Here is a 22,083-nt window from a genome sequence, read left to right on the forward strand (position 1 = left end):
TCCTGTAAACTCAACGGTGACAGGCTCTAGCCCGTCCGATAGATAACTATCGTTCTGCTTTACACCATATTCGACATTGATAATCCCGCCCTGCTTGATCGTAAAAGCGCGGTCAGTAATGTAATAATGATTGCTTATCCCGCTTCTATCCTCTTGTCCCAAAATCAGGGAACCAATCGCCAGATAAGGAAAGTCATCATGATGTTTTTTATTCAGGTTCGTAGGTATTTCATTCTGTAATCCGGATTTTGGGGTCTTGTATCTTCGACTACCGACAGCCTGTACACGTTTGCGGCGTAGGTATCTTTTGATACCCTTGGTCAAACTGAAAGGGGCATACCCGTGCGCCGCTTGTCAGAAACGAATCATCTTTCCTGATCTCAATGCTGTTGCCGCAATAAATGCCATACCCGCGCGCCCGCAAGGAGTGTCAGTAAACGCCAGCTGTCGCGTTATTTGAATTGCAATAATAAACAGTATCTCCAGTAGTATTTAGCGCCACAACCACATTTGCGGTGTAGTTGGGGCGCGTCCGTCGCTGCCACTGTTTGCGAGATAATCCGTAGTTGCCACGGGGCTTGCATGTTCGTTCCTGATACTTGACCAAACCTTTGGGGTCGTGTAATGGGCGAATACAAAACCGTTTTACCCGATGGGATAAATAGCGGCGTGCCGAGTTTGTAAAGCACTTTCAAAGATGTATCAGTTACCACAGGGTGACAGCGAATAATTGAGTTATTCAAAAGGCTATCTTCAGGGAAGATGTTGTGCTCTTCCGCGTCCCCGATGAATAGCCGCGTCTTGGTGACTGCACCATAGTGTTCCCTCATCAAGTTTCCCGCCAGTTTCCGAAGCAAAATTTCCCTCTTCAAGGAAGAGAAAATGGCCACGGATCCTTTCAGGTGATCCAAACTTGATCTAATGCCCGCCAGCCGTGACGGGTTAGCATACTTTTAGCAACTAGCGTACCATCATGCTTGACATAGATATAACCAAGTTCTGAGTTTGCTAACTTCGTGAACTCCGAGAGTGCCATTGTCTTTCGTTGGACGTTATCGAATACGGCGGGGAATGTAAACGAGCCAGTCGCAAAACTGGTTGCTTCTGGTTGCACACTCAAACGGGAAAGGATCGTTGTCATTGCTTCATCAATGCGTTTATTGAGTCCAATGGTCGCGGCTTTCATGGGGAAATTTGACGGGACATTCATCCAATCAACCGCCATAAGCCGAACTTGCTCATTGCCCCAGTTCTTGTCATCTGAATCAATGGACATGATACGGCCTGTCCAAATTTCTTCTGTTACATTGCGGAACGTGCCAGTGATGCGAAGTTTCGCGCCCTTGTTGAATCCCGTGAGGGTGGACAATCCGCGCACAGCATCCCCGCCCATAGGCGAGAATAATTTGGCTTTGTTATTTAGGGTGATATTCAAAATGCCAAGCGTGCCGACGCGCTGATCTGGCTTCCATCCGCCCAAGCCGTTATTGCCTTTCATATCACCTACGACATAATTAGTAATATCGACCCACGCGGATCCGTTGTGGTATTCGGTTGTGATGGAGTCGAGATACCTTCAGTTGTCATTAGTCCCGCGCCTTTGCAAACTCAACCGCAAGAATGGAGGCGAGTTTGTAATAATCAAATCCCATGCTTGCGCTAGATTGCGCGTTATTGACATATGAACCGTTAGGGAGGTTCACAAGTTCGGGGCCGCGCTCTCCGACCCATGTCAGGCCATGCGTCAAGTAATTGTCCCAATGCTGTTATTGCGGTTGTTTCACCTGGCTCTTGCTGAAAGTCCGCAAAGCCTGTTAGGATGTTTTCCGAAACTGATCCAGCGCGGGGGTTCCTCCTTGATACCCAGTCCGACACTTTTTCCAATTCTGTCATAAACGGTTGAATATCTACGCCTGTCAAAGCCTTCAAAGTCTGCAAAGGAATTTACCCAGCGGCGACCAGTTTTGATGGACCTGCAGCCAATATCGCTTGCAAAAGCGTGCCAAGTTTCTCACCGATGTTCTTGATGGCGTCCGCAACCCACGGGGATTGTAACCAGTCCGTAAAGGTCTTGAGTAACTTTTCGCACCGGGAAAAGTGGCCCCGTGAAAGCGTTTGATAATCCCTGAAAGTCAGATTGACTTCATTAATTGCGCTGAAAGTCCTCGTATTGATTCGGGTCAAGGACAAGGCCGAGACTTTCAACCTTGCCCTTTACCTGGTCAATCCCGCCCTCTTTGGCAAGGGTGTCAAATACATCAATAAGCTGTGATCCGCTTTTTCCAAATACGTTGGTCAGGAAGTCTACCCGCTCGGTCTGTGTCCCAAACTCGGCATACTTTCCGGCAATATCATTCATCAAATCACTTTGATCTCGGACTTTCCCGCCCGCGTCCAAAACACTGATACCGAAATCCTCCAAAGCCTTGCCGGTGGTTGACAATTCGCCGGAAGATCAAGCAAGCCCTTCGCCATGATGACGGTAGCGTTTGAAAGGTGTCAATTTCTACGCCCGCCTTTTTTGCAACGAAAGACCATGCCGCGAGTTTATCTGTGGACATGCCGGTAACGTCCCCTAACTTATCAAGTCCCTCTGTCCATTCCTGAGTACGTTCTACCGCGCCGGTAATGAGTCCAGTGATAGCCTTGATACCGTCAAGCAACATTCCGGTATTAAACGAGATTGGAATAACTAAGCCTTCAGCTGCAGTTATCCTCTTTTTTTTCTTCTTTGAGCGGCTTTGATAATTTCCATGTTCGCCTTGATCTGTGCGGGCGTTTGCTGGGGTTGGTGTTCTCGCCCCAAAAATCAGGACAAAGTCGGCATATTGTGATGTTTGCCACGGTCACCCATTGCCGCCGTAGGCTTACCACTGCTTGCGGCGCGTCTGTCGGCGCGTTCTCGGGGAAAGGTTCACGCTGTAAATCGCTTGCCAATGGATGTACTCGCTCATGCTCCAAGCTTCCGAGCATTTCACCAACGGACCGCCAGCCTAAGACGCGGGCGAGTTGGAAGTCAAAACGTCCGTTTTTTTAGCTCGGCAGCCGCATCTTCAACGGCTTTTGCTCCAAGCGCATTGAAAGCAAATACGGCTTTGGTGATCTGCTCAATGGTTGAGTTGGCAAGCGAGCCAACTTCTCGCCGTGAGCATGCGCTTACCATCCTCGATAATGGAATCAGAGAGATCCGAAAGATTTCAACGCCTCTAAATCCTTGCCGCGTAAGCCCATAGCATACGAGGCCGTCAATGCGCACGGATAAAGACTCCACCTTCAACGGTGACGGTTTGTTGCTTTGGCTTCAGGAGTCAGCGTTTGAAAGCATTACGAACTCAAGGAGAATTGAGTCGGATGGGCGGAAAGTGATTTCAGCCTTGAGAACTTCCGGCTTCTTCGCGTCTGCGGTCAACGGCTTGATACTGGTCACCAAGCGCCCGAAAAGGTCTGGCGAGTTGTCGTCAAACAGCCAGCTGATAAGCGGCCAATCGTGCCCTGCCGCATATCGGTAACGAGCGAGGCAATGTTTGCCTTGTCATAATTGATCGTCGCCTTGAATGGGCCATTTCAGCGGAGCTTGGAGGAGATGAATTACGCACGCCGCCGGAGCCGTGGTTAGTGCTTTCGACTTCCGGGTTGGTGTATTCGGGCGGGTCAACTGCTACAACTTCGCCAATGGTGATGTAAGCCATTGTCGAGTCCTGCTTTCCGAGGGTTACGCCGTAATTAGTTTGTGCCATTTCGTTTTACTCCCATACATAAAATTCGACGATGCGCCGATATAGCGCGGATTCTTCGTCGATATAGTCGCTGATCGTCTCAGCTACGATTAGTTCAATATTTGTGCGGTTCAAATCAAGAGTGGCTTTGACGCTATCCGCTAGGGTGATCGCGGCGGCGTAGGTTTGCGCCCAGCATGATACTTGTAAGCGGCGGCGTACCATGTCAGAGCCGCCATGATGACGCATATTTACTTCACTGATGAATTGATAGCACCACCGGGAAGGGTTGCGCCCTGCTTTGGCATACTGAGCGGGTAAAACGTCCCAACGCTTGCAAGTTTTCCGGCGATTACTGAGTCAATGGTCATCCTTTCGTCATGCCGTTTCTCACAATAACCGCCCTCATGGGTTATCACATCTTTGGCGGGGGTCCACAACGAGAATACAGTAATACTTTTGGGCGGAGTGATTAATCTTTCATCTTGTATGTCCATGGCTGCGTTCGCAACAACGGTTGAGGCGCGTATTGGATCAGAGCGGAGGACGGTTGTGCTGCCATTTTGTACGTCCCAAATTCAACATAGGAAGCATACGGGGCTTCAAATCCTACTTCAACGTCATCACCGTTCCTTTGCGACAAAGACAGTAGAGCGAAGATAACCAGTGTCAACGGGACAATTATTCTCAGCTTCAACGGCTATTACAAGCGCGCCTTCTGCGAGATCGTCAACCGTAAAGGCAAGCCCTACCGCTTCGAGTTGTGCTTTCAGCTTTGACATTCCTGCGATTACTGCGGGCATTAGATACTCACCTTTCTTTAAGTGGGATGATCTTCATTGCGCCCGAACTGCACGCCGTCCACGGAGTAGGTCACGCCGTCACTGATAACCTTATCACCCACATGTACCGGCGGAGATATTGCCAGCCGTAGAACCGCGTCCGCGTCAATCGTGACAATCTCGCCTCTGTAGTTCCGGTATTCCTTTTGGGTCATAAGCCCGCAAGTGATGAGACTGCCAGAGTCGAAAGAGTCGATCATCTGTCCGAGGCTATCTTGTCCACTTGTACGGGTAAAGAAAGTCACTTGGTCGTTCATGCTCTCGCCCTGCGGTAATGGTCATGCGGGCAACTTCGGCGGCGGTAAGTTTCTCACGATGTCCAGTCCGGGTGATCGTCATAGGTTGAATAGCCTATCGCGTAATTGGCTGAATACGCTACCGCGTCCGTAATTGCATCATTCAGGTTTTTGCGGATCATCTCGGCCTGTTGGCTTCGTGAGTAACTCGCGCCGTCAGCGCTGAAATTGTAATCAAGGGATACATCATTCAGGGCTTGCCGCCATACCGCAACGTCAGCAATGGCGTGCAACTTTTTCGCGTCTGTCGCCTCGGCTTCGGTTGCCACGCCGTACATTTCGAGTGTCTTGTCTGTGATTGCGACAAGTTGCACACTATCCGACCATCCTAGTTGGCTTTTGATCTGCGAGAAATTAGAGGTTATATAGTCAGCGAGTGCCATAAATACCTTTCACCCGCCGAGTGTGGTGGTCACCCGGCGGGGCTTAATCAAAGGAGTCTAATTATCGGGTACGTACCAAGCCCGAAGGATTAGCATAGGTGGTCTGGTTTCCACCGTCAAGGATCGCGGCGGAGTGACGGCCCCAAACACCGAACCCGATTTCTGCCTCGTAAGTCTGAGCGGAAAGCGGGTGAGCGTTGAAGTCGGCAACCAAGCGGAGGCCATTCAAGGCGGTGAACTTGTCCACACGGTGAACAATCGGCTTCATCGGAGCATCAACGGCATTTGCCATGTAGTACCCGCTGGGAACCCATGAGCGAGTGATAACAGGATAGCCGGCCCAATAACCAACGAGTTTATTCGCGGGGTCTTCGCTTGCTACCTGAGTTTCAATCGTGCCGGAAGTGCGACCGGGGACAGCCAACACGCCCAAAGTAAGAGCGGTAAATTTGGTTGAGGCCAAGCCGGTGAGGGTGGAGACGTTGGCTTGATTGATTACAAGCTGGACATTCGTCAAGCCGTGTTCTGTTACGTTGGCAATGAGGGTATCAATGTCAGTGTATGCCAGAGCCGCGCCGGATGTTCCCGCGTAGTGGTTGTGAGTTGACTTCGTGAAAGTCGTACCATCCGGGGCGTTAGGGATCGCCATACCGTCAGCATTCAAAAGGCGTTTGACTGCCAATGTCGTACCGTCCCCGAACTTGTCCACAAAGCTGTAGTTGGCTTTGCCAAACAGAGCCGCCTTCAATTCGTTACGGAAGCGGGTGACATAGGCAGTCTGGAAACCAAGTACGCGGGTCGCCATGTCGGCAGGGGTAGCGCGTGCCATGAAGTCAGCAGTCCAACCAGTCGAGCGGGAGAACTTGCGGAGCGGGAAGTCGATTTCTTCGCCCTGTGTGTCCTTCTGAGTGCGGGCAACGCCAGTTTCATCAACTTCGAGCATCTCGCCCTCTTCGGATGCGCCATAAATGCGGCGTACATCGGAGGTGGTTTCTGCAATCATGCCAATTTGATCGGCGACCTGAGCATTCAGCCAGTCAAGATGTGCCTGAATAGCGCGGGCAATGTTGTCAAAGCCGAACTGAGACGCGGGAACGAACCGTTGCGCGAGTAAATCTTCGAGGGAGTAAGTGCCTGTAAATTTGGTCATGTCGAATCTCCCTTATGATCTCACGCCAGGGCCAGCAATAATAATAATTTCTTTGTTATTGATCGCCATAGCCACGGGGGTTGTGCCGGTGGTTTCAAGTTGGTTGGCCGCGCCGACATAAAAGCGGGTGCCGGGAGTGTAATCATCGGAATCTTCCAGCCATTCCATAATCAGGCCGAAGCCTTTGATCGTGCAAGGGGTTCCGCCGTCGGAGTCACTTGCGGACATGGCAAAACCATCGAACTTGACGCCGGTAGAATCATCAAAGGCGGGGCGTAATCGCGCCGTTACTGGTCAATATACACAGGGTCGAGCTTTTCAAATGCAAGACCGGGGCCAGCCGTCAGCAAGTTCAGAAATATTGACACAAGTCTGTGCGCTAATGGCGTCATAACCGGCCTTAGTGCTTTTCACTACTGCGGCCATAATTTACCTCATACAATATTGATCGTTTTGGGTTGCCCGCCGTGTGTCTCACGGCTTGAAGGCAAGGGCGGGATTTCCTTTTTCGTGATTACGTTGGCGGGATCGCTCAACCATTCCAATTGTGCAACGGGTGAAAGATTATCAAGCAACTTAATCAGCGGTTCGGGTAAATCCTTACGCAAGGCTTCCACCTTTTCGGCGGCGGCTTCGTTTGCGGCCTGTTCTTTCGCTTCAATACTGGACTTGAAAGTTGAATACTCGCTTTTCAACTCATTGTATTTCGCGTCATGCTTGCGCCGCTCGTCTGCCAATAGCTTATTTACTTCGGATTGTGTGAGGGTTTTTTCAGTCGATTTTGTACCCGGTGACTGTTCCGGTTCCTTCACTTCGGTTTCTTGCTCGGTTGTTTCTTGCTTGTTTCTTCGGTCATTTATCCTCTTTTCGGCTAGAGTAAGCCGCTCCCCTGTTTTGTTTGTGCAAATGCTTTGCAATACCTTTCAATATCTTAACAAAAACCACTTTTACAAGTGGGGTGATTAGAATGGGTGCTTGTTGCTAATTGCCCTTTAGCCTCCCTAATCTTATCTTGTCATAATTGCGCAAGGATAAATGATAAAAAGAAGATCGTGACAATCGTTATAGATACAAGTTTCATCGTGTCTTTGAAGTCTTGTACCTGCTTCCTAAGTATGGCGTGATTTCTTTCCTCCTCCTCGCGCTGGAAGTTGCGCCTTACGCTGAAAGTCTCGCCGCCCTCTTGCGTGTGTTCGTGTGTTTCGTCCTTCCATGTTTTCATTCTGCCTCCTATCCTAATCCGTAATGAGTTTCAATCAGCCGCCTAACGTCAAGCTGTTTTGCTTCGTCACTATCCAACCTGTACCCGTCAAGGATCGCAATGGCGTTATCAATTTCCTTGATAGTCCCACGGATGAAACTAACCATATTCTTTTTACGGAAGTGTTCATCATAGCGGCTTCCCAAACTGGCGTGACGGCCTTTATCTTCTGGAATGGCGTAACGGCTTCAAGGTATCCTTCGCTCTTGACGGCGGCGATTTCGGCTGCGTTCAAATTCTCAAGCAACGTCCGCTTTCGCATTTCGAGCCGTGAGCGGTATCCCTGATCGAAGTCCTCATAGGCGTAATGCTTTCCAGTGAGCAAGCCGGAGCCGGGAGCCGTGATGGACATTCCAAGTCCGCGCCCGTATCCTATCCAATATTCGATACAAGCCCGCTGATGTGCGTACTCTGTACCGCTTTCGGCCTCGAATCCGTACAACTCTATGCTCTCGTACTTGTAAAGGATCGCATAAGAAAGCATGTGAGCAAGTGTACTAGTCAGGTAAGGCTTTTCTGGTAATGGCATTTTAAACATCCCGGCACGTCCTCATTATGTCTTGCATGATGATCGTCTTTCCCTCCCGGTGTTGTGGTACGGTATAAACGCCATACTCGCAAAACGGACAGGGTACTTCTTTCCCTTCGTTGTATGCTTTCCCCTCCCCTTTACAGTACAGACATTGCCCGCTTTGCGCCTTGATATATAGCGGGTGATTTGGGTCGCTGATATTATTTGGCCTATCCCAATCCCAGCGCGGATGTATTTGGAAAAGCACGTCGTACCGCTTAAGCCAGTCTTTTGACGGGGATTCGTTGAGTGTCCAGATTTGTGCGTCCGAGTCCCATGGGATCGCGGCGCGGGTTCGTGGGTTCATTCCTACCATTACAATCTTTGTCATTTGATTTCCTTTATCTGCCCAACGGTTCGCGTTACTGGCGGGGCGGTATAGGCAACCCATGCCGGAAAACCGCTTTGTACGATTTGGGGGCTTTTTCAAAACCTTTTTTTTGGCGGGGGGGGGGGGGGGGGAAAAAAAAAAAAAAATTGGCCCGGGCCCCCAATTTCTTTTTCCGGAATACCAATTACCCAAAAAAACCCATCAACCATAGGGATTTGACAATCCAGACATACTTTGTTTTCAGTGGATAACATTACCCACGCATTTCCTTTACACTTCGGGCAAATAAGAACAATTGACATTTTTAGATCCTTTATTATGTTGAGGGCGTGTCCGCCGAACGATTTGCGTTACTGGCGGGGTGGCTTGCAATACCCACACTCAGCACAAAAAAACTTATCCCATTTACTTTTGCAATTAGGGCAACGTGCCACCCTGTCCAGTGCACGCGGTTGTTGGGCGGCGTGATTTTTGCAGAAGTGTTTCCACTTGCGTGAATCAATTACCCAACCACGCTCGAACAATGTGTTACTTGCCTGCTCACGAGTGGCGCAAAAAACGCTATCTTGATTTTCGCAACCGACAAAATCACACTTAATATTCATTACGGTATTTGTGCCGTTTTGAAATTCTTCAAACATTTGCTACACCTTTCTTTGAGGGCGAAGCCGCCCAACTATGATTTAAGCGGCGCTATCGCCGCATATACCCCCAATAAGGGTATAAACCGACAAACTGACATTCTACCTTGACACATTTTCTGTCAGCTTTTTGGCACTTTCCCACGGCCTTGATCCATCTGCCAAGTCTTTTTCAGCCACTGCCAGCCGTGCCATTACTGACCTGAAAACGGCCATAATTGCCTTGCGTGCGTTTTTGCGCTTTTGTCAGTATCCAGTCAATATCACGCTGGTTAGGTCATTCCATTTTTCGGGGTAGCAACTTCGAAGTTTCCCGTCAATTATGCCTGAATTATCCTCTGATTTGTGGCAACTCCGCCGGAAGTGAAAGCAACTCCCTCGATCCGCACGGCAATTCTACCGGCCCAGCCGTCAAGCCCTTTGTTCCCGGCGCGGATTGCCCTTTCAATCGGAGTGTACCTGAGTTCTGAATCGTCAACTTGTCAACTCCGCCTTGAATCCAGCCTAAAATGGCACTTGCCAAAGTTGGCAACACGCCGTAGGCAATCGCAACAATTTGATTGGCAACCTGCAAAGTTTCGGCAGGTATCCAAACAAATGACGAATCTGCCTCAATAAAGTGCCTTTGCACTGACAGTTCTGATTAAGGCAAATTCATTGAAAAACAGATCAGCCCCGCCAATACGATAATTCCGGGCAACCGCCGCCCATTTGACTTTAGGTTGACGCACAAAGAAAATCAGAGGTACACGCCAATAGCGAGGCCGATGCTTTGACCGTAGGAAAGCAGGATATAAAACAAAGTGTCTGCGGGTTGGTACAGGTGGATAAAGTTCGCAACCCGATCAACCTGAGTTATCACAAAAATATCGCAAGATATTGAGCGAATTTTGCAAGATTCACCTATAACTTTGTGGCGATTTGGGCGCGGCTTCTGGGAGACAGTCGCAAGATCGGAGGGAATGTTTCCATCTTTCGCGGCCTTTTTCAAATACTTTCCCGTCAAGTTTCAGCGCCGGGCGTGAAGTGGGCTATACACCATTCCTTCGCTTTGGAGTTCGTCTGTCACCACTACGGTAGTAAACCACGACAGCGACGCGGGCGGGGAGTTCGCAAGAATTATCATACAAGGCGAGGGCTGATGTTCTGATTTTGCTTTCGAGTTCTGACAGTTTGCCGTCAAGGATATTCCCGTCATTGTCCAGCCGCATAAAATCATCGGTTTGTTGGACGGTTTCAATCATTTCACGCTTCGCCTTGTACCTTTTCGGCATCTTCGCGCACTTTGGCCAGTTCGTTCAAATCACTTTCGAGTTGTTCTTGTACTGGGTTCATTGTATTATTCCTTTGAATTTTGATTTAGGCTCCACGGGGAGAGTGTGGGAATAGGACTAGTGTGCTGTTCTACCAGCCGCCCGAATATCTAGTATTTTGGGCCTCTCGTTCCTATCGCTTCGCGCACGGCCTTTGATTTCCGAGTCTTGATTTACATTTTCTGCGGCGGCTTGTCGCTCGGCATCCTCAACAAGCGGTCGTAATTCCTTGCCTGCGGCGATCAAATCTTCTTCCCGTCACTTTCACCCGGTCAGGTTCGCATGTTTGATATTCACTTTATCAGCGCGATTGCAAAGGCTGATCCAGTGATTCCACAGCGTATTATTGACTGGACTAGGATTTTCGATTTCGATTATCTCGCCAGTTTCAGCCTTGACGTTTGCGAGTCTTGCGTCTCGGATGGTTTCAACTTCGGTTTCATCAAGCCAGCCAAGACCGCAAAGGGATAGGGTCAAGCGGCGTTTTGCTTTGGTAACGCTTTCATCTGACGTTGCCGAGATTGCCTTGCATGTCCTTTTTGGCAACTACTCCAATTTCAACATCGGTGCGGCCTGTCTTGTCATGTCCTTTGACCTTCACGAGGAATTGCGTCTCGTTTTCCACAATGTCTACATCGTCAATTGATACTCCGTTGATATTGCGAAGTTGATCGGTTGCGTCCTTCTTTGCGTACAGGGTCAACTTCCCGTTAAGCGTCATATAATCAAACGGCTTTGTAAGCGGATTGAGTCCTACGCTTTCGCAAACATGGCGGTAATAAGATACCCGCTGTTCTGGGGTCAATTTAGACAAATCGCCGCCAAGTAAAACGCTTTCCATAATCGCGGCGTCAACGGTATTTGATACGGTCAAGTCATTCATGTTACGCTCCCATTCCCATTGTGTATAAATCGTTTCGTTCTCGATCGTCGGCCTGCGTGAATTCCTGCGCGTCGCCGTGATCCGGGCAAAGTGGATTATCACCGGCGTACTCATAGCAAAGGCAAGTTCGGACTTTTCTTCGTCGTCGTCGGCCGGCTCCAAGTCCATAACCATAAGTTCGGCCAATGTTACCGAGTGCGGTAAAAGCGCGCCGTCTGTGAGAATGTCGGCGATTCTGAATGTCTTTGTTGGGTCAACGTCGTACACTGTGCGAATGCCTAGTAATTTCGCTTTGACAACTTCCTTGAAGTGAAACCAGCGAAAAGACCCGTTTTCGTAATGAAGGAATGCGTCAAATTTTTTACCGTTTTCCATTCTCATATTGATAGACTCTAATCCGTCATTGAGTTCATCAAAAGACTTGCTTGTTTCCAATTGGCTGTAAATATCTTGCAGGTTTGTTTTCATGTGTCCGTTTTCTCCTTGCCCTCGAATATACGACAAAAGCGCGTTAGTAACATTGCAGGAATCGTTCTAATTTCATTACAAATAAAAGCGCCTTAGTAGTTCTAAGGCGCTTCCTTGCGGGTGTCTTATCTTTCGCTTTTCAGCGGTCAATTGAGTTATTCGCATTACTTGCGAAAAGCGGATCGCATCCTTTCGGCTGAGGAGGGCCGGCGAACTTGCTAATGATGTAGGACACAAGTCCGGCGGCGACTGAGGCGAGGACGCCGGAGTCGAGCGGTAGGCCGACGGCTTTCGCGCCCAGGTCAAGCAGATAGGCGACGATCACGACGAGCGCACTTTGTACGGTTGCATAAACATATTATTCTCCTTTCGTTAGGTTTATATAATTATACATCTGGAAAGTTTAGTTTCGCAAACTCGCCAAAGTATTTACGGACGGCGTTGTCATAAGCACGGGCGGCGTCTTGAATGTTTTCAAATCTTCCAAGTGATAAATGCTTACCATTTGTTTTTTATTTGTGCAATCCAGTTATTGCCCGCTTTATTTTTTGTAACGCCTTTATATCCTGACGTGTTGTTTTTGGTTTTGCCTGATTTTTGCAGTTCTGAGAATGAGAAGCCAATCTAAGATTTTCTTTTCGATTATCTAATTTGTTTCCGTTTATATGGTCTACTTCTTGACCGGCTTTTGCCGTCATAATATATCTATGCATATAAACATGTTTATGCTCGGCCATGTGGTGCGCTCGGCGTATATGTTATTCAAAATGCCATTTATATTTATTGAGTTTTTTAAAACCTCGTCGTCAACGAGTGCGAATTTCCCTGCGTGAGTGGTATACTTTTTGTCATTAGAGCCTCCTACGGCTTAATCATGTACCCGGAGCCGATCTGCTCGCGGGTACTTTTATTATATCATTTTCTGGGAAAGATAAGATCAAGCCGGGAGCGCCGAGAATGATTTATTATTCTTCTGTCATTCTCGGCGTAAACCTTTTGAGCTAATTTAAAATGGTAAAACATTTCGTCCATTCTTGCCGCTCTATGCTCTACGTCGCCACGCGGGTAATCTGGTTTATAGTGATCCCATTCTTTATTAAAATCAACACCAAATAGATGGACTCTTTCGTACCCGAGATAAAACGCGGCTTTAAGCGCGACATACACCACGGTAAACCCAGAAAAAAACCGCTCATCCTTGAAGTCGGTTTCATCTTTACGGATAAGGAAAAGATTATTCAGGTCATACAGCCGGGATGATCCAAATTCCTTCGCTGCCAAAAATGCCAATTTTGCGCCGGACGCCAGTTTATAAATTTTCTCATGGTGGTTTATGAGTATGTCGTTATCCACACAAACGTAATAAGTGGGGGAGTACGGGCAATAATTGACTCCGAAAGTATCATACTTTTGGAGTGTATCGGCCGGCATATCGTTTAGGCTGGGGCCATTCCCCATGATTACGCAAGTCTTTTTCATTTCGGGGCTCCACAATGCGGGCATAGGTCAAACTCTTCTGATAGCACATCACAATAAGAACACCTCACCGCCTTTGTTATCTTCGGAAGTGAAACAAAATCCGAAGTATCGTCATACCACACAAAATCAGGCATAGAATCACAAAAAGAAATAAACTCCCTGCCTGCCTCGCCGACTGTGTAAAAATTCGTAGTTTCGATTCTTCCACCTTTGGGTGTCATTTTTCCAACTCCCTTTCCGCTCGTAATGTGGACTGGCAGCACTTACGGCATGTTTCAAAGCGTCATATTCACCTTCGAGGCGGCGCGGGTCGCGGTCGCCTCTGCTAGTCGTGGGTTTCCTTTTTCGCTTCCCAGCTTGATCCGATAGTATTCTGCGGATGCGGCGGCGGCGCGGTATCCAATATCCAGCATTTGCGCGGCAAGGCGGTCAATGAGGGTAATTTTATTTTGAGATGCAAGGGACATAAACTCTTGATAGGTAATCGGTTCGTTTTGCATTAAATCCTCTTATACCATCGTAGTATGTCTTCGGTTTCGATTGCGATTATCAGCGTTTCTGGATACGGCTCGGCTTCCCAATATTCCCGCTCGTCTGCGGTCAAGGTTTCGCCTGGCTTCTTGACTTCGACCCGCAAAGTACGCACGTCGTAAGTCGCGCCCATTTTGCCAGTGACAACCAAATCATACAGCTTTTTGAGCCTGTGTACCAAGTCCACACGAAAGCCCATTGCCCGCAACTCCCGTACAATTTGCGCCTGATTCCCGTCTACCTGTGAGGCGTAACGTAATCCCATGTTACACCTTGCCTTGTGCGTCATCTTCCAAAAGTATCAAGACGGGCGGCTTTGCGCCCTTCGGAGCCGGTAAATACGTCCACACGATAGCGAAAAACAAACGGCCTAAAATCCTAATCATTGCATACCTCCATTGTGTTAGTTCTGATTACTTTACCGTCCGCAACAAGTACGTTATGTGGGTTTATGTAATATTTACCCTGCGAGACTATCCAGCCATTCACGCGGGCGTACCGTACAATCGCTTGAAGCGTGCCATAACTGATTGACATGGCGCGGGCGAGATCGGCTCTGAACATGGGTTCTTTTGAAAGCAGGGAAAGCATCTGGGAGATGTACCTTTCCCCTTTGCGCCAACTGCCTTTGAAGTGTTTTTGGGTTCGTCGTCATAAGTAACCTTTGTATATATATAAATACTTTATCTTAGTATGTAGTAGTAGGGGAAAGTACAAGTCCCATTTTTACCGCGCCATATAGTAAAGCGTGATTTTATAGCAGGATTTCACGCGGTACAACTGGCGTACAACTGGCGTACAACCTCGGTACAACTGGATCGATTTTGGTACAAGTGTCACGCCTCGACCTCTTGCGCGTGTTTTTGCGGTACAACTGCCTGACTTGTACCTGACTTGTACCGCACTTGTACCGACTTCGGGACTATATGCGCCGCGTCAATTTCGGGATCGTAAAGCAAACAATAGTCCTCTGTCACGTCTGGGAGGTTCTGAAATTGCGCGTTCAAATTCGCCCAGCCGTCCTCCGACCAGTACCAAAGACACAACAAATCCTTTTGCATTTGGTCAATGTTGAGATAGTAAGCGGCTTTTGATCTGCCTCGCACCGTGGCAATTCCTTCCAGCAAACTACCATCTGCCCGCATGATGGGGGAGGGGATTTCGCGGGTAATGGTATTGATTACCCGTAGCGGGTCATAGATACCGAATACCTCCATAACTTTGCGGCGGTTTCCGTAATGATATTCCCATTCCAACGCACGGCGGGCGAGTACTTCTTTTTTTGGGATGATGTATTTACGCGCCATTTATAAGCCCCTCCAATTGTTGAATTACTAAATATAAATCTTCGTCAGGCGTGTAACTCAACGGCCTACCAGCCGCATCAAACTCATCACGCCAAACTTCCTTCAATTCTTCTATCGCTTTTCTGATTGTTTCGTTTCTTTCCTTCATAATGAAAATCTCCTTTGACAAGATAATACATCAAAGGAAGATTAGAAACATATCAAAATCATTGCAACTTCATTGCATATTATTCCATCAATAGGGGACGGTGTATCTTTATCAGGCCGTTTGTTGATACCTCTGCAAGTCCTACGCCGATATCGTTGCGCTGGAAAGCGGATACCTTTTGACCAAATCGCGTTTTCATCTGAAAAGACGGGGTTATCATAGCGTAATGCGTTTGCCAGTCTTGACTATAAGAGGCCATAATAGCCTTGTGATAATGGGAGGATATTACAAGGTCAGGCATTTCGCGCTTTTCTTTCAGCTGTTAAAGTACAGGGCTTTGATCGCGTTTGATAGCCCATTGCCCTCATTTTGTCCATTACCCGCTCCAGCCCATTGATGGACATACCATATCTTACGCCCGTATTGTGTGAGTTTTAGTTCATCATGGAAGGTTGCGCCGAAGTCCTCAAAATGCTTGATAATCCCTTGCTCGGTGTACCCTGTATGCGTTTCGGTTCCTGAGACATACCGCAATTCATCCCCATTTTTTACACTGAATCCAATCTCATATAAAAAGTCATCCATAACCGCCTGATGAATTAGGACGTGATCGTCTACTTTCGGAGCGGAGAGTTGGATTGTGTGATGGTGTATCCCTTCGATTGCATCCCCGTTATGGGTGATTACCTTTTTATATCCCGCGAAACGTTCCTTGATTGTTCTGGCACAATAAAGTAAATGGTCATACAATTTTTGTTGATTAAATGAGTATGTGAGTAAACGTTCTTTATCATCCGCCATTAGGGGAGGGAGGGAGATGGAAGGGGGGAATACAGCGCGGTCACTACCGCAATGAGTGTCAGAGATTGCAACGTTGATTATGTCGCGCTCTTTCATTGCTTCTTTTCCGTAAAATCCCCGCCACGTCTTCGGGAGGCTGCCGCTTTCATGTCACCAACCGCGTCTGTAAGTACGCCAAAAGTCGCGTTTTGTTGGCTGATAATAAGTTGCTGATTTGTCAATATGGCGGCTATCCGTTCATTTGTTTGGGCCATAGAGACTGATAAATTTTGGATAGCCGCCGATATTGTACTGAGGGTTTTGGATCGTTCTAACTCCAATTCTCTGTGAAATTGCCGTTCTTGCTCTAGCTCGGTTTGCCGTTCCTGCCTTTGGTATTCCATGTTTTTCATAGAGACAGGAACTAGCTTATTTGTGATAAACGGCCAAACTTCTTTATACAGAAAATAACTGACAAGGATTCCCCAGCCGCCATTAGATAATAGGTTTGTAAAGTCGGTTCACCTCCATATCATTCCGCCGTGCCTAGTTGTACCATCACATATTGAAGCATGGGTATCCTTTTCGACTTGCCGTGTCTGTACGGGCTTCCTGTGGGCTTCTATGGCACTTCTAACCAACTCTTACCACTGGCGTACCCGCTTTGGGGGGGGTTCCTTTGACGATTGTACTCTTTTTCATTGTCGTTTGGACAGGGGCGGTATTAGGCGTTTCCCCTACGCCAGCGGGGAAGGCTTCTATAATTTCTTGCTCGCTGAATCCCGCAAGTTTCATTGCAGACTTAGCAGGCACGCCGGCGCCCGTCAGCGCCGCCATTGTCGCGGCTTTTTCGTCAACGCTTTCGCCCCATGCTGAATCAACGTGCAATTCATGGTCAAAGTCGCCAGAGTCAAAAGTTCCGAGGGTCGCGGGGAATACGCCGTTATAAATGCCGATGGTCAAGGCCATTTCAAAGGCGCGAGACAGTGACGATAAAAAGTTATTGCGGGCTTCGTTTGCGCGGTCAATGGCCGCGCCGAGTAAGGTACGCAAGGCCGTTCCGCTCATTGCGCTTTGGTCTGTGGGGTTCATGGCGTACCAACGTAACTCCGGCAAATCCTTTTCAAGTTCTTCCATCTGTGCATTTAGGATCGCAAGCGCGTCCGAATAATCCACGTTAGGGATTAGGCTTGAAATAGTAGCCAAGCCGGGGAGGGAGATAAGCCGCCCGAATATTTGACCGATTACTCCGGTAATGGTGGAGCCGGAAGGAACAGGGGACGCGCTCGCGTCTGTGTTCACGCGCGGCGGGGGTAGGGGTCTGCCTTGCGCGTCTGTGCTGTTTGCGGAGGCGATAAAGACAGGCTCGCCAAAGGCGAAAAGCAAATCATGTAAGCGGGTTGCAACGCGATTAGCTTCGTAAATCTTATCAAGCGCATGGTAAACGCAACCCTGCCCGCGTGCGTCTCCATTGTCTCTAAATTTGGTATGCACTACGGGGATGAAGTCAATTCCCAATTCAGAAAACGCGGTCACTTCTTTGGGTTGCCCTAACTGCTTGACGGGAGTAGTGCGGGCGTGCTGTCCCTGCCAGATTTCAAGCGTCTTTGTTTCCGCGTCCCACACTTCCACATAATTTTCAGGCATGTCATTGTCGCCAAGTACAGGAATGTCAAGCCGCAAATAGGTCAAGAATTGACGGCTATCTTCCTCAAAGTCAGTCACAAAGAACGGGGATATATCTTCAATATAGGTTTTTTGTTTATCCCCGCGTACACGGATAAATGAGTCGCCATACAGGGAAAAGCCGCGAATCATTGCGCCTTTGTTGTTTCCAATGTTGCTATCTTTCACAACTTGATCTATAGCATCAATAAGCGGCTGATTTGGTTGCTCTTCGCCCTCTGTGGGTTTTTCTCCGCCGATGTACGCCATAACCTTAATTTCTTTGCCGGGGAGCATCTTTGAGGCGTAAAACTCAACCGAACGATTTACCACGGTTCGGAGGCGGCGGGTGGTGTCATCCTCAATAATGGCTTCATCATTGTTATACAGCCCGTATAAAGCGTTATAAAGGTTATTGTAGTCATAAGGCAAAACGGAAGGAACGCCGCCCGGCCCCTCTTTATTTGTGCCTGTGATAAAGTCCCAAATCTGGTTAATCGTTGTCATTGTGTCACCTGTGTATCTGTGGTTGTCACGGTTGTGCCGTTTTGCGCGGCGAGTAAATCGGCTTCTAGCTTTTCAATCTTGCGCTCTAAGCGGCGGATTTCTCCAGCCTCTTGTTCTTTGCCCTTATATTTTCGCATGTGTTCCCCGCATGTGTTCTTATATCCTTCGTCGGTAGGATAACCAAAGGTAGCGACCCGTTCACATCCGTATTCGTCACAAACAACCGCAACCGCGTTTACCGTGTAGCATGATGGGCATGCTACGATAATGCGCCCCTTGATAAATGGATTATTGTCGATAAGAAGTTTATCGTCATCCGTTATCGTTTGGCATTCAGTACATTTCCATTTTTTCATTGTATGATTGTCCTGCCCGTTGTACGGGCTTGTAATCCTTCGGCTAGATAATAGCTGAGATAATCGCACAACTGCGAAAATGCGTCAACTTGGTCTTTATAAGCGGAGTTTGGAAAGTTGAACAATTCCGCTTCCCAATCTATCATCCAATCAGAATCAGCCGATGGGGGAGGGAGTATCACACATCCCTTTTCACACCATTTCGCCGCCTCGTATGCGCGGGCTATCTTGTCGCCTTTGGGCGTGTATGGCATGACTTTTTCAGCAAATGCGCTGATCTGTTTCATGCTTTGGATGACTTGAATACCGCTTGATTTATTCTCGATGATTATATCCCTTGTGTACTGGCTTTTCATTCCGCCATACTTCTTGGCTTGCTCCTCGATTGCATATTGCAATTGTGGAAACTCAATCTTTTTGCGCCAAATATCGCGGATGTAAAGTTTGTAATCGGGTGTCAATTCGCCAACTATCCCGCATGTATAAGCGGCGGTGTCCTGAATTGACGCGGCGGTATCCCATGAAAAGTAACGACCCACGCAAGGGACTGAGGGTTTGCGGATTGTAAACCAATCCCGCTTGAAGATTGCACCGACTAAGGGGGTAGGTCTTTGTTGAAATTGCCCTGCCACGCCGATCTCGGAAAGTGGCAACTTCAAAACGTCCAACTCTTTGCGCCCGATATGCTCTGGCCAAAGTAGCGTATCTTTTTCGGTACGCGGGTCAGTCATTCCGATGGATGAATGAAAGCGGGTAACGCATTCCCATTCAGCGGGGAGTATCACAAATTCCCACGGGTCGCCGCGTTCGATAATATGCCCGCATAAATCCTCGTCATGTAACCGTTGCATAATCAATATTTTCTTTACGGTCTTTGGGTCGTTCCCGCGCATGTGGATTGAATTATCATACGTGTAATTGACCCGCTCGCGCTCGGCTTTGCTATTGGCCTTTGTCGCGTCTAATGGGTCATCTATGATTAGATAATCCCCGCCTTGTCCAGTGATTGATCCGCCCGTACCAAAACAGGAACGATAACCGCCAAAGGTATTTTGGAAGTTTTCCTTTGAGTCCTGCCTCTTATTGATTACGATATGGAATCTTTCCTCGTACCAGCGAGAGGCGATAAGCTCCCGGCACTTCATCGAATCGCGCAAAGTCAACGCCTCGGAAAAAGAAAAGCAGAGAAATTTCGCGGCGGGTGTCTTTGTCCATACCCACGCGGGAAAGAACACATTGCATAACAGGCTTTTCATGTGACGCGGCGGGACATTCATCATTAGACTGTTTGACGGGATGCGCCCTTCAAATAACGCCTGTAGGTAATCGCAAATCATACGGATATGCCAGCCGTCTTGATAGATCGTGCCTTTTTCAACCAAAGGCCAAGCAGATACAACAAAGGCGTGAAAGTCTCGCCTGAGTAATTCCGCGTCAAGGTCTATGATTGTGACGGCTTCGATTTCTCTAGTAGCTGTTTCCATAACTCGATTTCTTCTTTTGTCAGCTTCGACAAGTCCGGCTTTTCTTCGCTCTGCATTTCGATCTTATCAGGTACTTTCCCGTATGCGCGATTCGTCAGCGCGTCCCAAAATTGGTAATTACCTTTTTTCGCCAGTGTAACCGCAATTTCTGTCATTTCTTCGATGACGCTTTTCTTTTTGCCGTCGTTATCCGCTTCCAAAAACTCACGGACATATTCGCCAAAGGTTTGATTAAGCGGCTTGCGTCCCTTGCGATTTATGCGCGGGTCGCCTTTTGCAAAAGGTTTACCTACTGGCATAGATTTTTTCATGCGTGATTATTCCTAGATAAAATAGTTACCTTCGTGTGTGATGGAGTCGCTTGTAGTCCATGTCATCGGTACAGTGGACGATAAAGACGCAGTAAATAAATAAGTTGAACCTGCGTTTTGTGCGATTATAGTCAAAGAGTTTGAACTATTCAATTGAGTTACGCCAGCAAATCCAGCCGTACCAGAATCAAGTAATCTTGCTACTCCTAGTTGCTGTGTTGCACTTCCATACACTGATGATCTTGCAAATGGTGTTGTGTGTGCAATGCCGCCGCTGATTGAAGATGTTGACCCAAAAACAATGTCAACAAATACTTTACACTGTCTCATATTTATTTCATAATATGCGGTCACTGTTCCATTTCCGACGGTTAAGTTAGTCCATACAGGCGACCATGTTAGTTGGCGGGTGTTGAAAATTGGATATTGAATCAGGTTCTTGTTTGTATAAGTTGGAACTGTCCATAAATAACTTGTGGCGACTAGTGATAAAGTCGCGGCAACCCTTCCAATGTTGGCAACTTCATCAGTAGAGGCGGGGGCCGTCGAAAATGCCGCATAAGTATCTACTGTTGCGGTTGCGCTAAAATCACTGTAAAGATTAGCGTAAGGGACGCGGGAACATAAAAGAACAACCGCAGAAGATGCGGCGCGATACCCTACATATAAAAATAAGTCTTGTTCTTTTCCACCTAATTCAGGCGACCCCATATTAAAAGTATTTGTACCGTCCGCAATAGTTAAAGATAATGCGGCGGTAACGGCTCTAATTGAGTTACCGACCTTAAAGTATATCGGTCTATCGGTTGACGGATCACTACCATCTAAGTGCTTTATAGCAATTATCAAATCATTACTAGATACTGATGGGGTTATCTTGTAGCGGTTAAACATCAACTGTGAAAGTTTCGCCGCTCCCGTTGCTGGGGTTGTGCCTGTGTTTTCGGTTACTGGTACTATGTCGCCGGGGTCAAGTGTTACGGGGTTTGCGGTGTACCATGCGGTTATCTTTTTATCTGCCATTTTGTTTCCTTATGGGTTAGCGCGGATAGTGGGTGAGCCGTTAGGAATACCCACGGCGCGGATTATGTTTTCAATCAGCCTATCGGATGAAGTGAGTACCGTACCCGCGAGATTTGCGGCGGTTCCTTTATCGGCGTACACGGCTGGCCCTTGAAACACCAGCCCGTCAGTGACTAGGGATGTGTCAGGAACGCCCGCATTGTAGAGGGTTGTTACTTCGGCGGCGGTCAGGATGCGGTTATACACGCGGGCATCAAATATTTTTCCGTCAAATGGGAGAGTATAAGGGAATAAAGAGGAATTTGTATTTCCTACTACAAAGTTTGTTCCGGTTTCTTCCTCTACGGTTCCCGTAGGACTTTGAACTACCGTTAGAGCCTGTAAAACTCCATTGATATAGAATTTTGGTTCGTTAGTTGTTGGGTTTGTACTGTCATACGTCACTAAAACATGAACCCACGAGGAAAGGGTAATAGAATTTAATGGCGAACTCCATGCCCCATTGATACCCGTCATGTATTGATAATAAAATGCCTTCTTTCCAGTGATGGCCGCGATTCCGTACCCACTTGATATACCGTTGAAATTTCCTAGTATAAAATTTGATACAGTCGGAGGATCAGTATCCAAATAGACC

At 47.9% G+C, this 22,083-nt stretch carries 35 protein-coding genes; all 35 read right to left on the reverse strand.

Annotation, left to right across the window (positions count from 1 at the left end; translation table 11 throughout):
- Positions 1–324, reverse strand: a 324-nt coding sequence (locus IPP74_15775) for a hypothetical protein (protein ID MBL0320734.1), incomplete at its 3' end; no start/stop codon positions are given.
- A gap of 574 nt (positions 325–898) precedes the next feature.
- Positions 899–1,498 carry a hypothetical protein gene (locus IPP74_15780; GenBank protein MBL0320735.1) on the reverse strand — a complete coding sequence of 200 codons (600 nt, stop codon included), beginning with the start codon at positions 1,496–1,498 and terminating at the stop codon, positions 899–901.
- 648 nt (positions 1,499–2,146) lie between these two features.
- Positions 2,147–2,443, reverse strand: coding sequence for a hypothetical protein (locus IPP74_15785; GenBank protein ID MBL0320736.1), 297 nt, complete (start codon positions 2,441–2,443; stop codon positions 2,147–2,149).
- 573 nt (positions 2,444–3,016) lie between these two features.
- The gene (locus tag IPP74_15790) at positions 3,017–3,256 is read right to left on the reverse strand and encodes a hypothetical protein (protein ID MBL0320737.1); all 240 of its coding nucleotides are present in this window, start codon (positions 3,254–3,256) and stop codon (positions 3,017–3,019) included.
- Positions 3,257–3,743: 487 nt separating this feature from the next.
- Entirely contained in the window at positions 3,744–3,965 is a 222-nt protein-coding gene (locus IPP74_15795) for a hypothetical protein (protein ID MBL0320738.1), read from the reverse strand.
- 2 nt (positions 3,966–3,967) lie between these two features.
- Positions 3,968–4,213 (reverse strand): hypothetical protein, encoded by a 246-nt coding sequence (locus IPP74_15800; protein MBL0320739.1) that lies wholly within the window; start codon positions 4,211–4,213, stop codon positions 3,968–3,970.
- 126 nt (positions 4,214–4,339) lie between these two features.
- Positions 4,340–4,519 (reverse strand): hypothetical protein, encoded by a 180-nt coding sequence (locus IPP74_15805; protein ID MBL0320740.1) that lies wholly within the window; start codon positions 4,517–4,519, stop codon positions 4,340–4,342.
- Positions 4,520–4,536: 17 nt separating this feature from the next.
- Positions 4,537–4,815 carry a hypothetical protein gene (locus tag IPP74_15810; protein ID MBL0320741.1) on the reverse strand — a complete coding sequence of 93 codons (279 nt, stop codon included), beginning with the start codon at positions 4,813–4,815 and terminating at the stop codon, positions 4,537–4,539.
- A 53-nt stretch (positions 4,816–4,868) separates the two neighbouring features.
- Positions 4,869–5,237, reverse strand: a complete 369-nt coding sequence (locus tag IPP74_15815) for a hypothetical protein (GenBank protein ID MBL0320742.1) — start codon at positions 5,235–5,237, stop codon at positions 4,869–4,871.
- A gap of 61 nt (positions 5,238–5,298) precedes the next feature.
- Positions 5,299–6,387, reverse strand: coding sequence for a hypothetical protein (locus IPP74_15820; GenBank protein ID MBL0320743.1), 1,089 nt, complete (start codon positions 6,385–6,387; stop codon positions 5,299–5,301).
- Positions 6,388–6,399: 12 nt separating this feature from the next.
- Complete coding sequence (locus IPP74_15825; protein MBL0320744.1) at positions 6,400–6,615, reverse strand: hypothetical protein; 216 nt, start codon at positions 6,613–6,615, stop codon at positions 6,400–6,402.
- A gap of 206 nt (positions 6,616–6,821) precedes the next feature.
- A complete protein-coding gene (locus IPP74_15830) occupies positions 6,822–7,304 on the reverse strand; it encodes a hypothetical protein (GenBank protein ID MBL0320745.1) in 483 nt (160 codons plus the stop codon).
- 98 nt (positions 7,305–7,402) lie between these two features.
- Positions 7,403–7,609: a hypothetical protein gene (locus IPP74_15835; protein ID MBL0320746.1), complete on the reverse strand. Its 207-nt coding sequence runs from the start codon at positions 7,607–7,609 to the stop codon at positions 7,403–7,405.
- Between the two features lie 34 nt (positions 7,610–7,643).
- Complete coding sequence (locus IPP74_15840; protein ID MBL0320747.1) at positions 7,644–8,090, reverse strand: hypothetical protein; 447 nt, start codon at positions 8,088–8,090, stop codon at positions 7,644–7,646.
- Between the two features lie 88 nt (positions 8,091–8,178).
- On the reverse strand, positions 8,179–8,550 hold the full coding sequence (locus tag IPP74_15845) for a hypothetical protein (GenBank protein ID MBL0320748.1): 372 nt from the start codon (positions 8,548–8,550) through the stop codon (positions 8,179–8,181).
- 350 nt (positions 8,551–8,900) lie between these two features.
- Complete coding sequence (locus IPP74_15850) at positions 8,901–9,191, reverse strand: hypothetical protein (GenBank protein ID MBL0320749.1); 291 nt, start codon at positions 9,189–9,191, stop codon at positions 8,901–8,903.
- A 331-nt stretch (positions 9,192–9,522) separates the two neighbouring features.
- On the reverse strand, positions 9,523–9,822 hold the full coding sequence (locus IPP74_15855; GenBank protein MBL0320750.1) for a hypothetical protein: 300 nt from the start codon (positions 9,820–9,822) through the stop codon (positions 9,523–9,525).
- Positions 9,823–10,222: 400 nt separating this feature from the next.
- Positions 10,223–10,465 (reverse strand): hypothetical protein, encoded by a 243-nt coding sequence (locus tag IPP74_15860; protein MBL0320751.1) that lies wholly within the window; start codon positions 10,463–10,465, stop codon positions 10,223–10,225.
- A gap of 117 nt (positions 10,466–10,582) precedes the next feature.
- On the reverse strand, positions 10,583–10,750 hold the full coding sequence (locus tag IPP74_15865; GenBank protein MBL0320752.1) for a hypothetical protein: 168 nt from the start codon (positions 10,748–10,750) through the stop codon (positions 10,583–10,585).
- An 18-nt stretch (positions 10,751–10,768) separates the two neighbouring features.
- A complete protein-coding gene (locus IPP74_15870; protein ID MBL0320753.1) occupies positions 10,769–11,050 on the reverse strand; it encodes a hypothetical protein in 282 nt (93 codons plus the stop codon).
- Positions 11,007–11,855 carry a hypothetical protein gene (locus IPP74_15875; GenBank protein MBL0320754.1) on the reverse strand — a complete coding sequence of 283 codons (849 nt, stop codon included), beginning with the start codon at positions 11,853–11,855 and terminating at the stop codon, positions 11,007–11,009. The genes IPP74_15870 and IPP74_15875 overlap by 44 nt, the downstream gene beginning before the upstream one ends.
- 512 nt (positions 11,856–12,367) lie before the next feature.
- Positions 12,368–12,592: an HNH endonuclease gene (locus tag IPP74_15880; protein ID MBL0320755.1), complete on the reverse strand. Its 225-nt coding sequence runs from the start codon at positions 12,590–12,592 to the stop codon at positions 12,368–12,370.
- A gap of 178 nt (positions 12,593–12,770) precedes the next feature.
- Complete coding sequence (locus IPP74_15885; protein MBL0320756.1) at positions 12,771–13,334, reverse strand: hypothetical protein; 564 nt, start codon at positions 13,332–13,334, stop codon at positions 12,771–12,773.
- A 275-nt stretch (positions 13,335–13,609) separates the two neighbouring features.
- Positions 13,610–13,834, reverse strand: a complete 225-nt coding sequence (locus IPP74_15890) for a hypothetical protein (protein ID MBL0320757.1) — start codon at positions 13,832–13,834, stop codon at positions 13,610–13,612.
- Positions 13,834–14,130 carry a hypothetical protein gene (locus tag IPP74_15895; protein ID MBL0320758.1) on the reverse strand — a complete coding sequence of 99 codons (297 nt, stop codon included), beginning with the start codon at positions 14,128–14,130 and terminating at the stop codon, positions 13,834–13,836. Before IPP74_15895 ends, IPP74_15890 begins: the two co-directional genes overlap by 1 nt.
- A gap of 571 nt (positions 14,131–14,701) precedes the next feature.
- Positions 14,702–15,172 carry a hypothetical protein gene (locus tag IPP74_15900; GenBank protein MBL0320759.1) on the reverse strand — a complete coding sequence of 157 codons (471 nt, stop codon included), beginning with the start codon at positions 15,170–15,172 and terminating at the stop codon, positions 14,702–14,704.
- Positions 15,162–15,320: a hypothetical protein gene (locus IPP74_15905; protein MBL0320760.1), complete on the reverse strand. Its 159-nt coding sequence runs from the start codon at positions 15,318–15,320 to the stop codon at positions 15,162–15,164. Before IPP74_15905 ends, IPP74_15900 begins: the two co-directional genes overlap by 11 nt.
- A 315-nt stretch (positions 15,321–15,635) precedes the next feature.
- Positions 15,636–16,217 (reverse strand): hypothetical protein, encoded by a 582-nt coding sequence (locus tag IPP74_15910; protein ID MBL0320761.1) that lies wholly within the window; start codon positions 16,215–16,217, stop codon positions 15,636–15,638.
- Positions 16,214–16,504, reverse strand: coding sequence for a hypothetical protein (locus tag IPP74_15915; protein MBL0320762.1), 291 nt, complete (start codon positions 16,502–16,504; stop codon positions 16,214–16,216). The genes IPP74_15910 and IPP74_15915 overlap by 4 nt, the downstream gene beginning before the upstream one ends.
- Positions 16,505–16,733: 229 nt before the next feature.
- Entirely contained in the window at positions 16,734–18,272 is a 1,539-nt protein-coding gene (locus IPP74_15920) for a hypothetical protein (protein ID MBL0320763.1), read from the reverse strand.
- Positions 18,269–18,628: a hypothetical protein gene (locus IPP74_15925; GenBank protein ID MBL0320764.1), complete on the reverse strand. Its 360-nt coding sequence runs from the start codon at positions 18,626–18,628 to the stop codon at positions 18,269–18,271. Before IPP74_15925 ends, IPP74_15920 begins: the two co-directional genes overlap by 4 nt.
- The gene (gene terL, locus IPP74_15930) at positions 18,625–20,112 is read right to left on the reverse strand and encodes a phage terminase large subunit (GenBank protein ID MBL0320765.1); all 1,488 of its coding nucleotides are present in this window, start codon (positions 20,110–20,112) and stop codon (positions 18,625–18,627) included. The genes IPP74_15925 and terL overlap by 4 nt, the downstream gene beginning before the upstream one ends.
- Complete coding sequence (locus IPP74_15935; protein MBL0320766.1) at positions 20,070–20,423, reverse strand: hypothetical protein; 354 nt, start codon at positions 20,421–20,423, stop codon at positions 20,070–20,072. The genes terL and IPP74_15935 overlap by 43 nt, the downstream gene beginning before the upstream one ends.
- 12 nt (positions 20,424–20,435) lie before the next feature.
- Positions 20,436–21,446, reverse strand: coding sequence for a hypothetical protein (locus IPP74_15940; protein MBL0320767.1), 1,011 nt, complete (start codon positions 21,444–21,446; stop codon positions 20,436–20,438).
- A gap of 9 nt (positions 21,447–21,455) precedes the next feature.
- On the reverse strand, positions 21,456–22,083 hold a 628-nt coding region (locus tag IPP74_15945), incomplete at its 5' end, for a LamG domain-containing protein (protein MBL0320768.1).

The sequence above is a fragment of the Alphaproteobacteria bacterium genome (genome assembly GCA_016722515.1).
In the GTDB taxonomy this organism is placed as follows: domain Bacteria; phylum Pseudomonadota; class Alphaproteobacteria; order Rickettsiales; family JADKJE01; genus JADKJE01.

Bases quoted from the DNA above. Each gene is read 5' to 3' on its own strand.
- IPP74_15780 (MBL0320735.1), bottom strand. From the start codon at position 1,498: ATGAAAGGCAATAACGGCTTGGGCGGATGGAAGCCAGATCAGCGCGTC.
- IPP74_15795 (MBL0320738.1), bottom strand. From the start codon at position 3,965: ATGCGTCATCATGGCGGCTCTGACATGGTACGCCGCCGCTTACAAGTA.
- IPP74_15800 (MBL0320739.1), bottom strand. From the start codon at position 4,213: ATGGACATACAAGATGAAAGATTAATCACTCCGCCCAAAAGTATTACT.
- IPP74_15805 (MBL0320740.1), bottom strand. From the start codon at position 4,519: ATGCCCGCAGTAATCGCAGGAATGTCAAAGCTGAAAGCACAACTCGAA.
- IPP74_15810 (MBL0320741.1), bottom strand. From the start codon at position 4,815: ATGAACGACCAAGTGACTTTCTTTACCCGTACAAGTGGACAAGATAGC.
- IPP74_15815 (MBL0320742.1), bottom strand. From the start codon at position 5,237: ATGGCACTCGCTGACTATATAACCTCTAATTTCTCGCAGATCAAAAGC.
- IPP74_15820 (MBL0320743.1), bottom strand. From the start codon at position 6,387: ATGACCAAATTTACAGGCACTTACTCCCTCGAAGATTTACTCGCGCAA.
- IPP74_15825 (MBL0320744.1), bottom strand. From the start codon at position 6,615: ATGTCCGCAAGTGACTCCGACGGCGGAACCCCTTGCACGATCAAAGGC.
- IPP74_15835 (MBL0320746.1), bottom strand. From the start codon at position 7,609: ATGAAAACATGGAAGGACGAAACACACGAACACACGCAAGAGGGCGGC.
- IPP74_15845 (MBL0320748.1), bottom strand. From the start codon at position 8,550: ATGACAAAGATTGTAATGGTAGGAATGAACCCACGAACCCGCGCCGCG.
- IPP74_15850 (MBL0320749.1), bottom strand. From the start codon at position 9,191: ATGTTTGAAGAATTTCAAAACGGCACAAATACCGTAATGAATATTAAG.
- IPP74_15860 (MBL0320751.1), bottom strand. From the start codon at position 10,465: ATGCCGAAAAGGTACAAGGCGAAGCGTGAAATGATTGAAACCGTCCAA.
- IPP74_15875 (MBL0320754.1), bottom strand. From the start codon at position 11,855: ATGAAAACAAACCTGCAAGATATTTACAGCCAATTGGAAACAAGCAAG.
- IPP74_15880 (MBL0320755.1), bottom strand. From the start codon at position 12,592: ATGGCCGAGCATAAACATGTTTATATGCATAGATATATTATGACGGCA.
- IPP74_15885 (MBL0320756.1), bottom strand. From the start codon at position 13,334: ATGAAAAAGACTTGCGTAATCATGGGGAATGGCCCCAGCCTAAACGAT.
- IPP74_15890 (MBL0320757.1), bottom strand. From the start codon at position 13,834: ATGCAAAACGAACCGATTACCTATCAAGAGTTTATGTCCCTTGCATCT.
- IPP74_15895 (MBL0320758.1), bottom strand. From the start codon at position 14,130: ATGGGATTACGTTACGCCTCACAGGTAGACGGGAATCAGGCGCAAATT.
- IPP74_15900 (MBL0320759.1), bottom strand. From the start codon at position 15,172: ATGGCGCGTAAATACATCATCCCAAAAAAAGAAGTACTCGCCCGCCGT.
- IPP74_15905 (MBL0320760.1), bottom strand. From the start codon at position 15,320: ATGAAGGAAAGAAACGAAACAATCAGAAAAGCGATAGAAGAATTGAAG.
- IPP74_15910 (MBL0320761.1), bottom strand. From the start codon at position 16,217: ATGAAAGAGCGCGACATAATCAACGTTGCAATCTCTGACACTCATTGC.
- IPP74_15915 (MBL0320762.1), bottom strand. From the start codon at position 16,504: ATGGAATACCAAAGGCAGGAACGGCAAACCGAGCTAGAGCAAGAACGG.
- IPP74_15920 (MBL0320763.1), bottom strand. From the start codon at position 18,272: ATGACAACGATTAACCAGATTTGGGACTTTATCACAGGCACAAATAAA.
- IPP74_15925 (MBL0320764.1), bottom strand. From the start codon at position 18,628: ATGAAAAAATGGAAATGTACTGAATGCCAAACGATAACGGATGACGAT.
- terL (MBL0320765.1), bottom strand. From the start codon at position 20,112: ATGGAAACAGCTACTAGAGAAATCGAAGCCGTCACAATCATAGACCTT.
- IPP74_15935 (MBL0320766.1), bottom strand. From the start codon at position 20,423: ATGAAAAAATCTATGCCAGTAGGTAAACCTTTTGCAAAAGGCGACCCG.
- IPP74_15940 (MBL0320767.1), bottom strand. From the start codon at position 21,446: ATGGCAGATAAAAAGATAACCGCATGGTACACCGCAAACCCCGTAACA.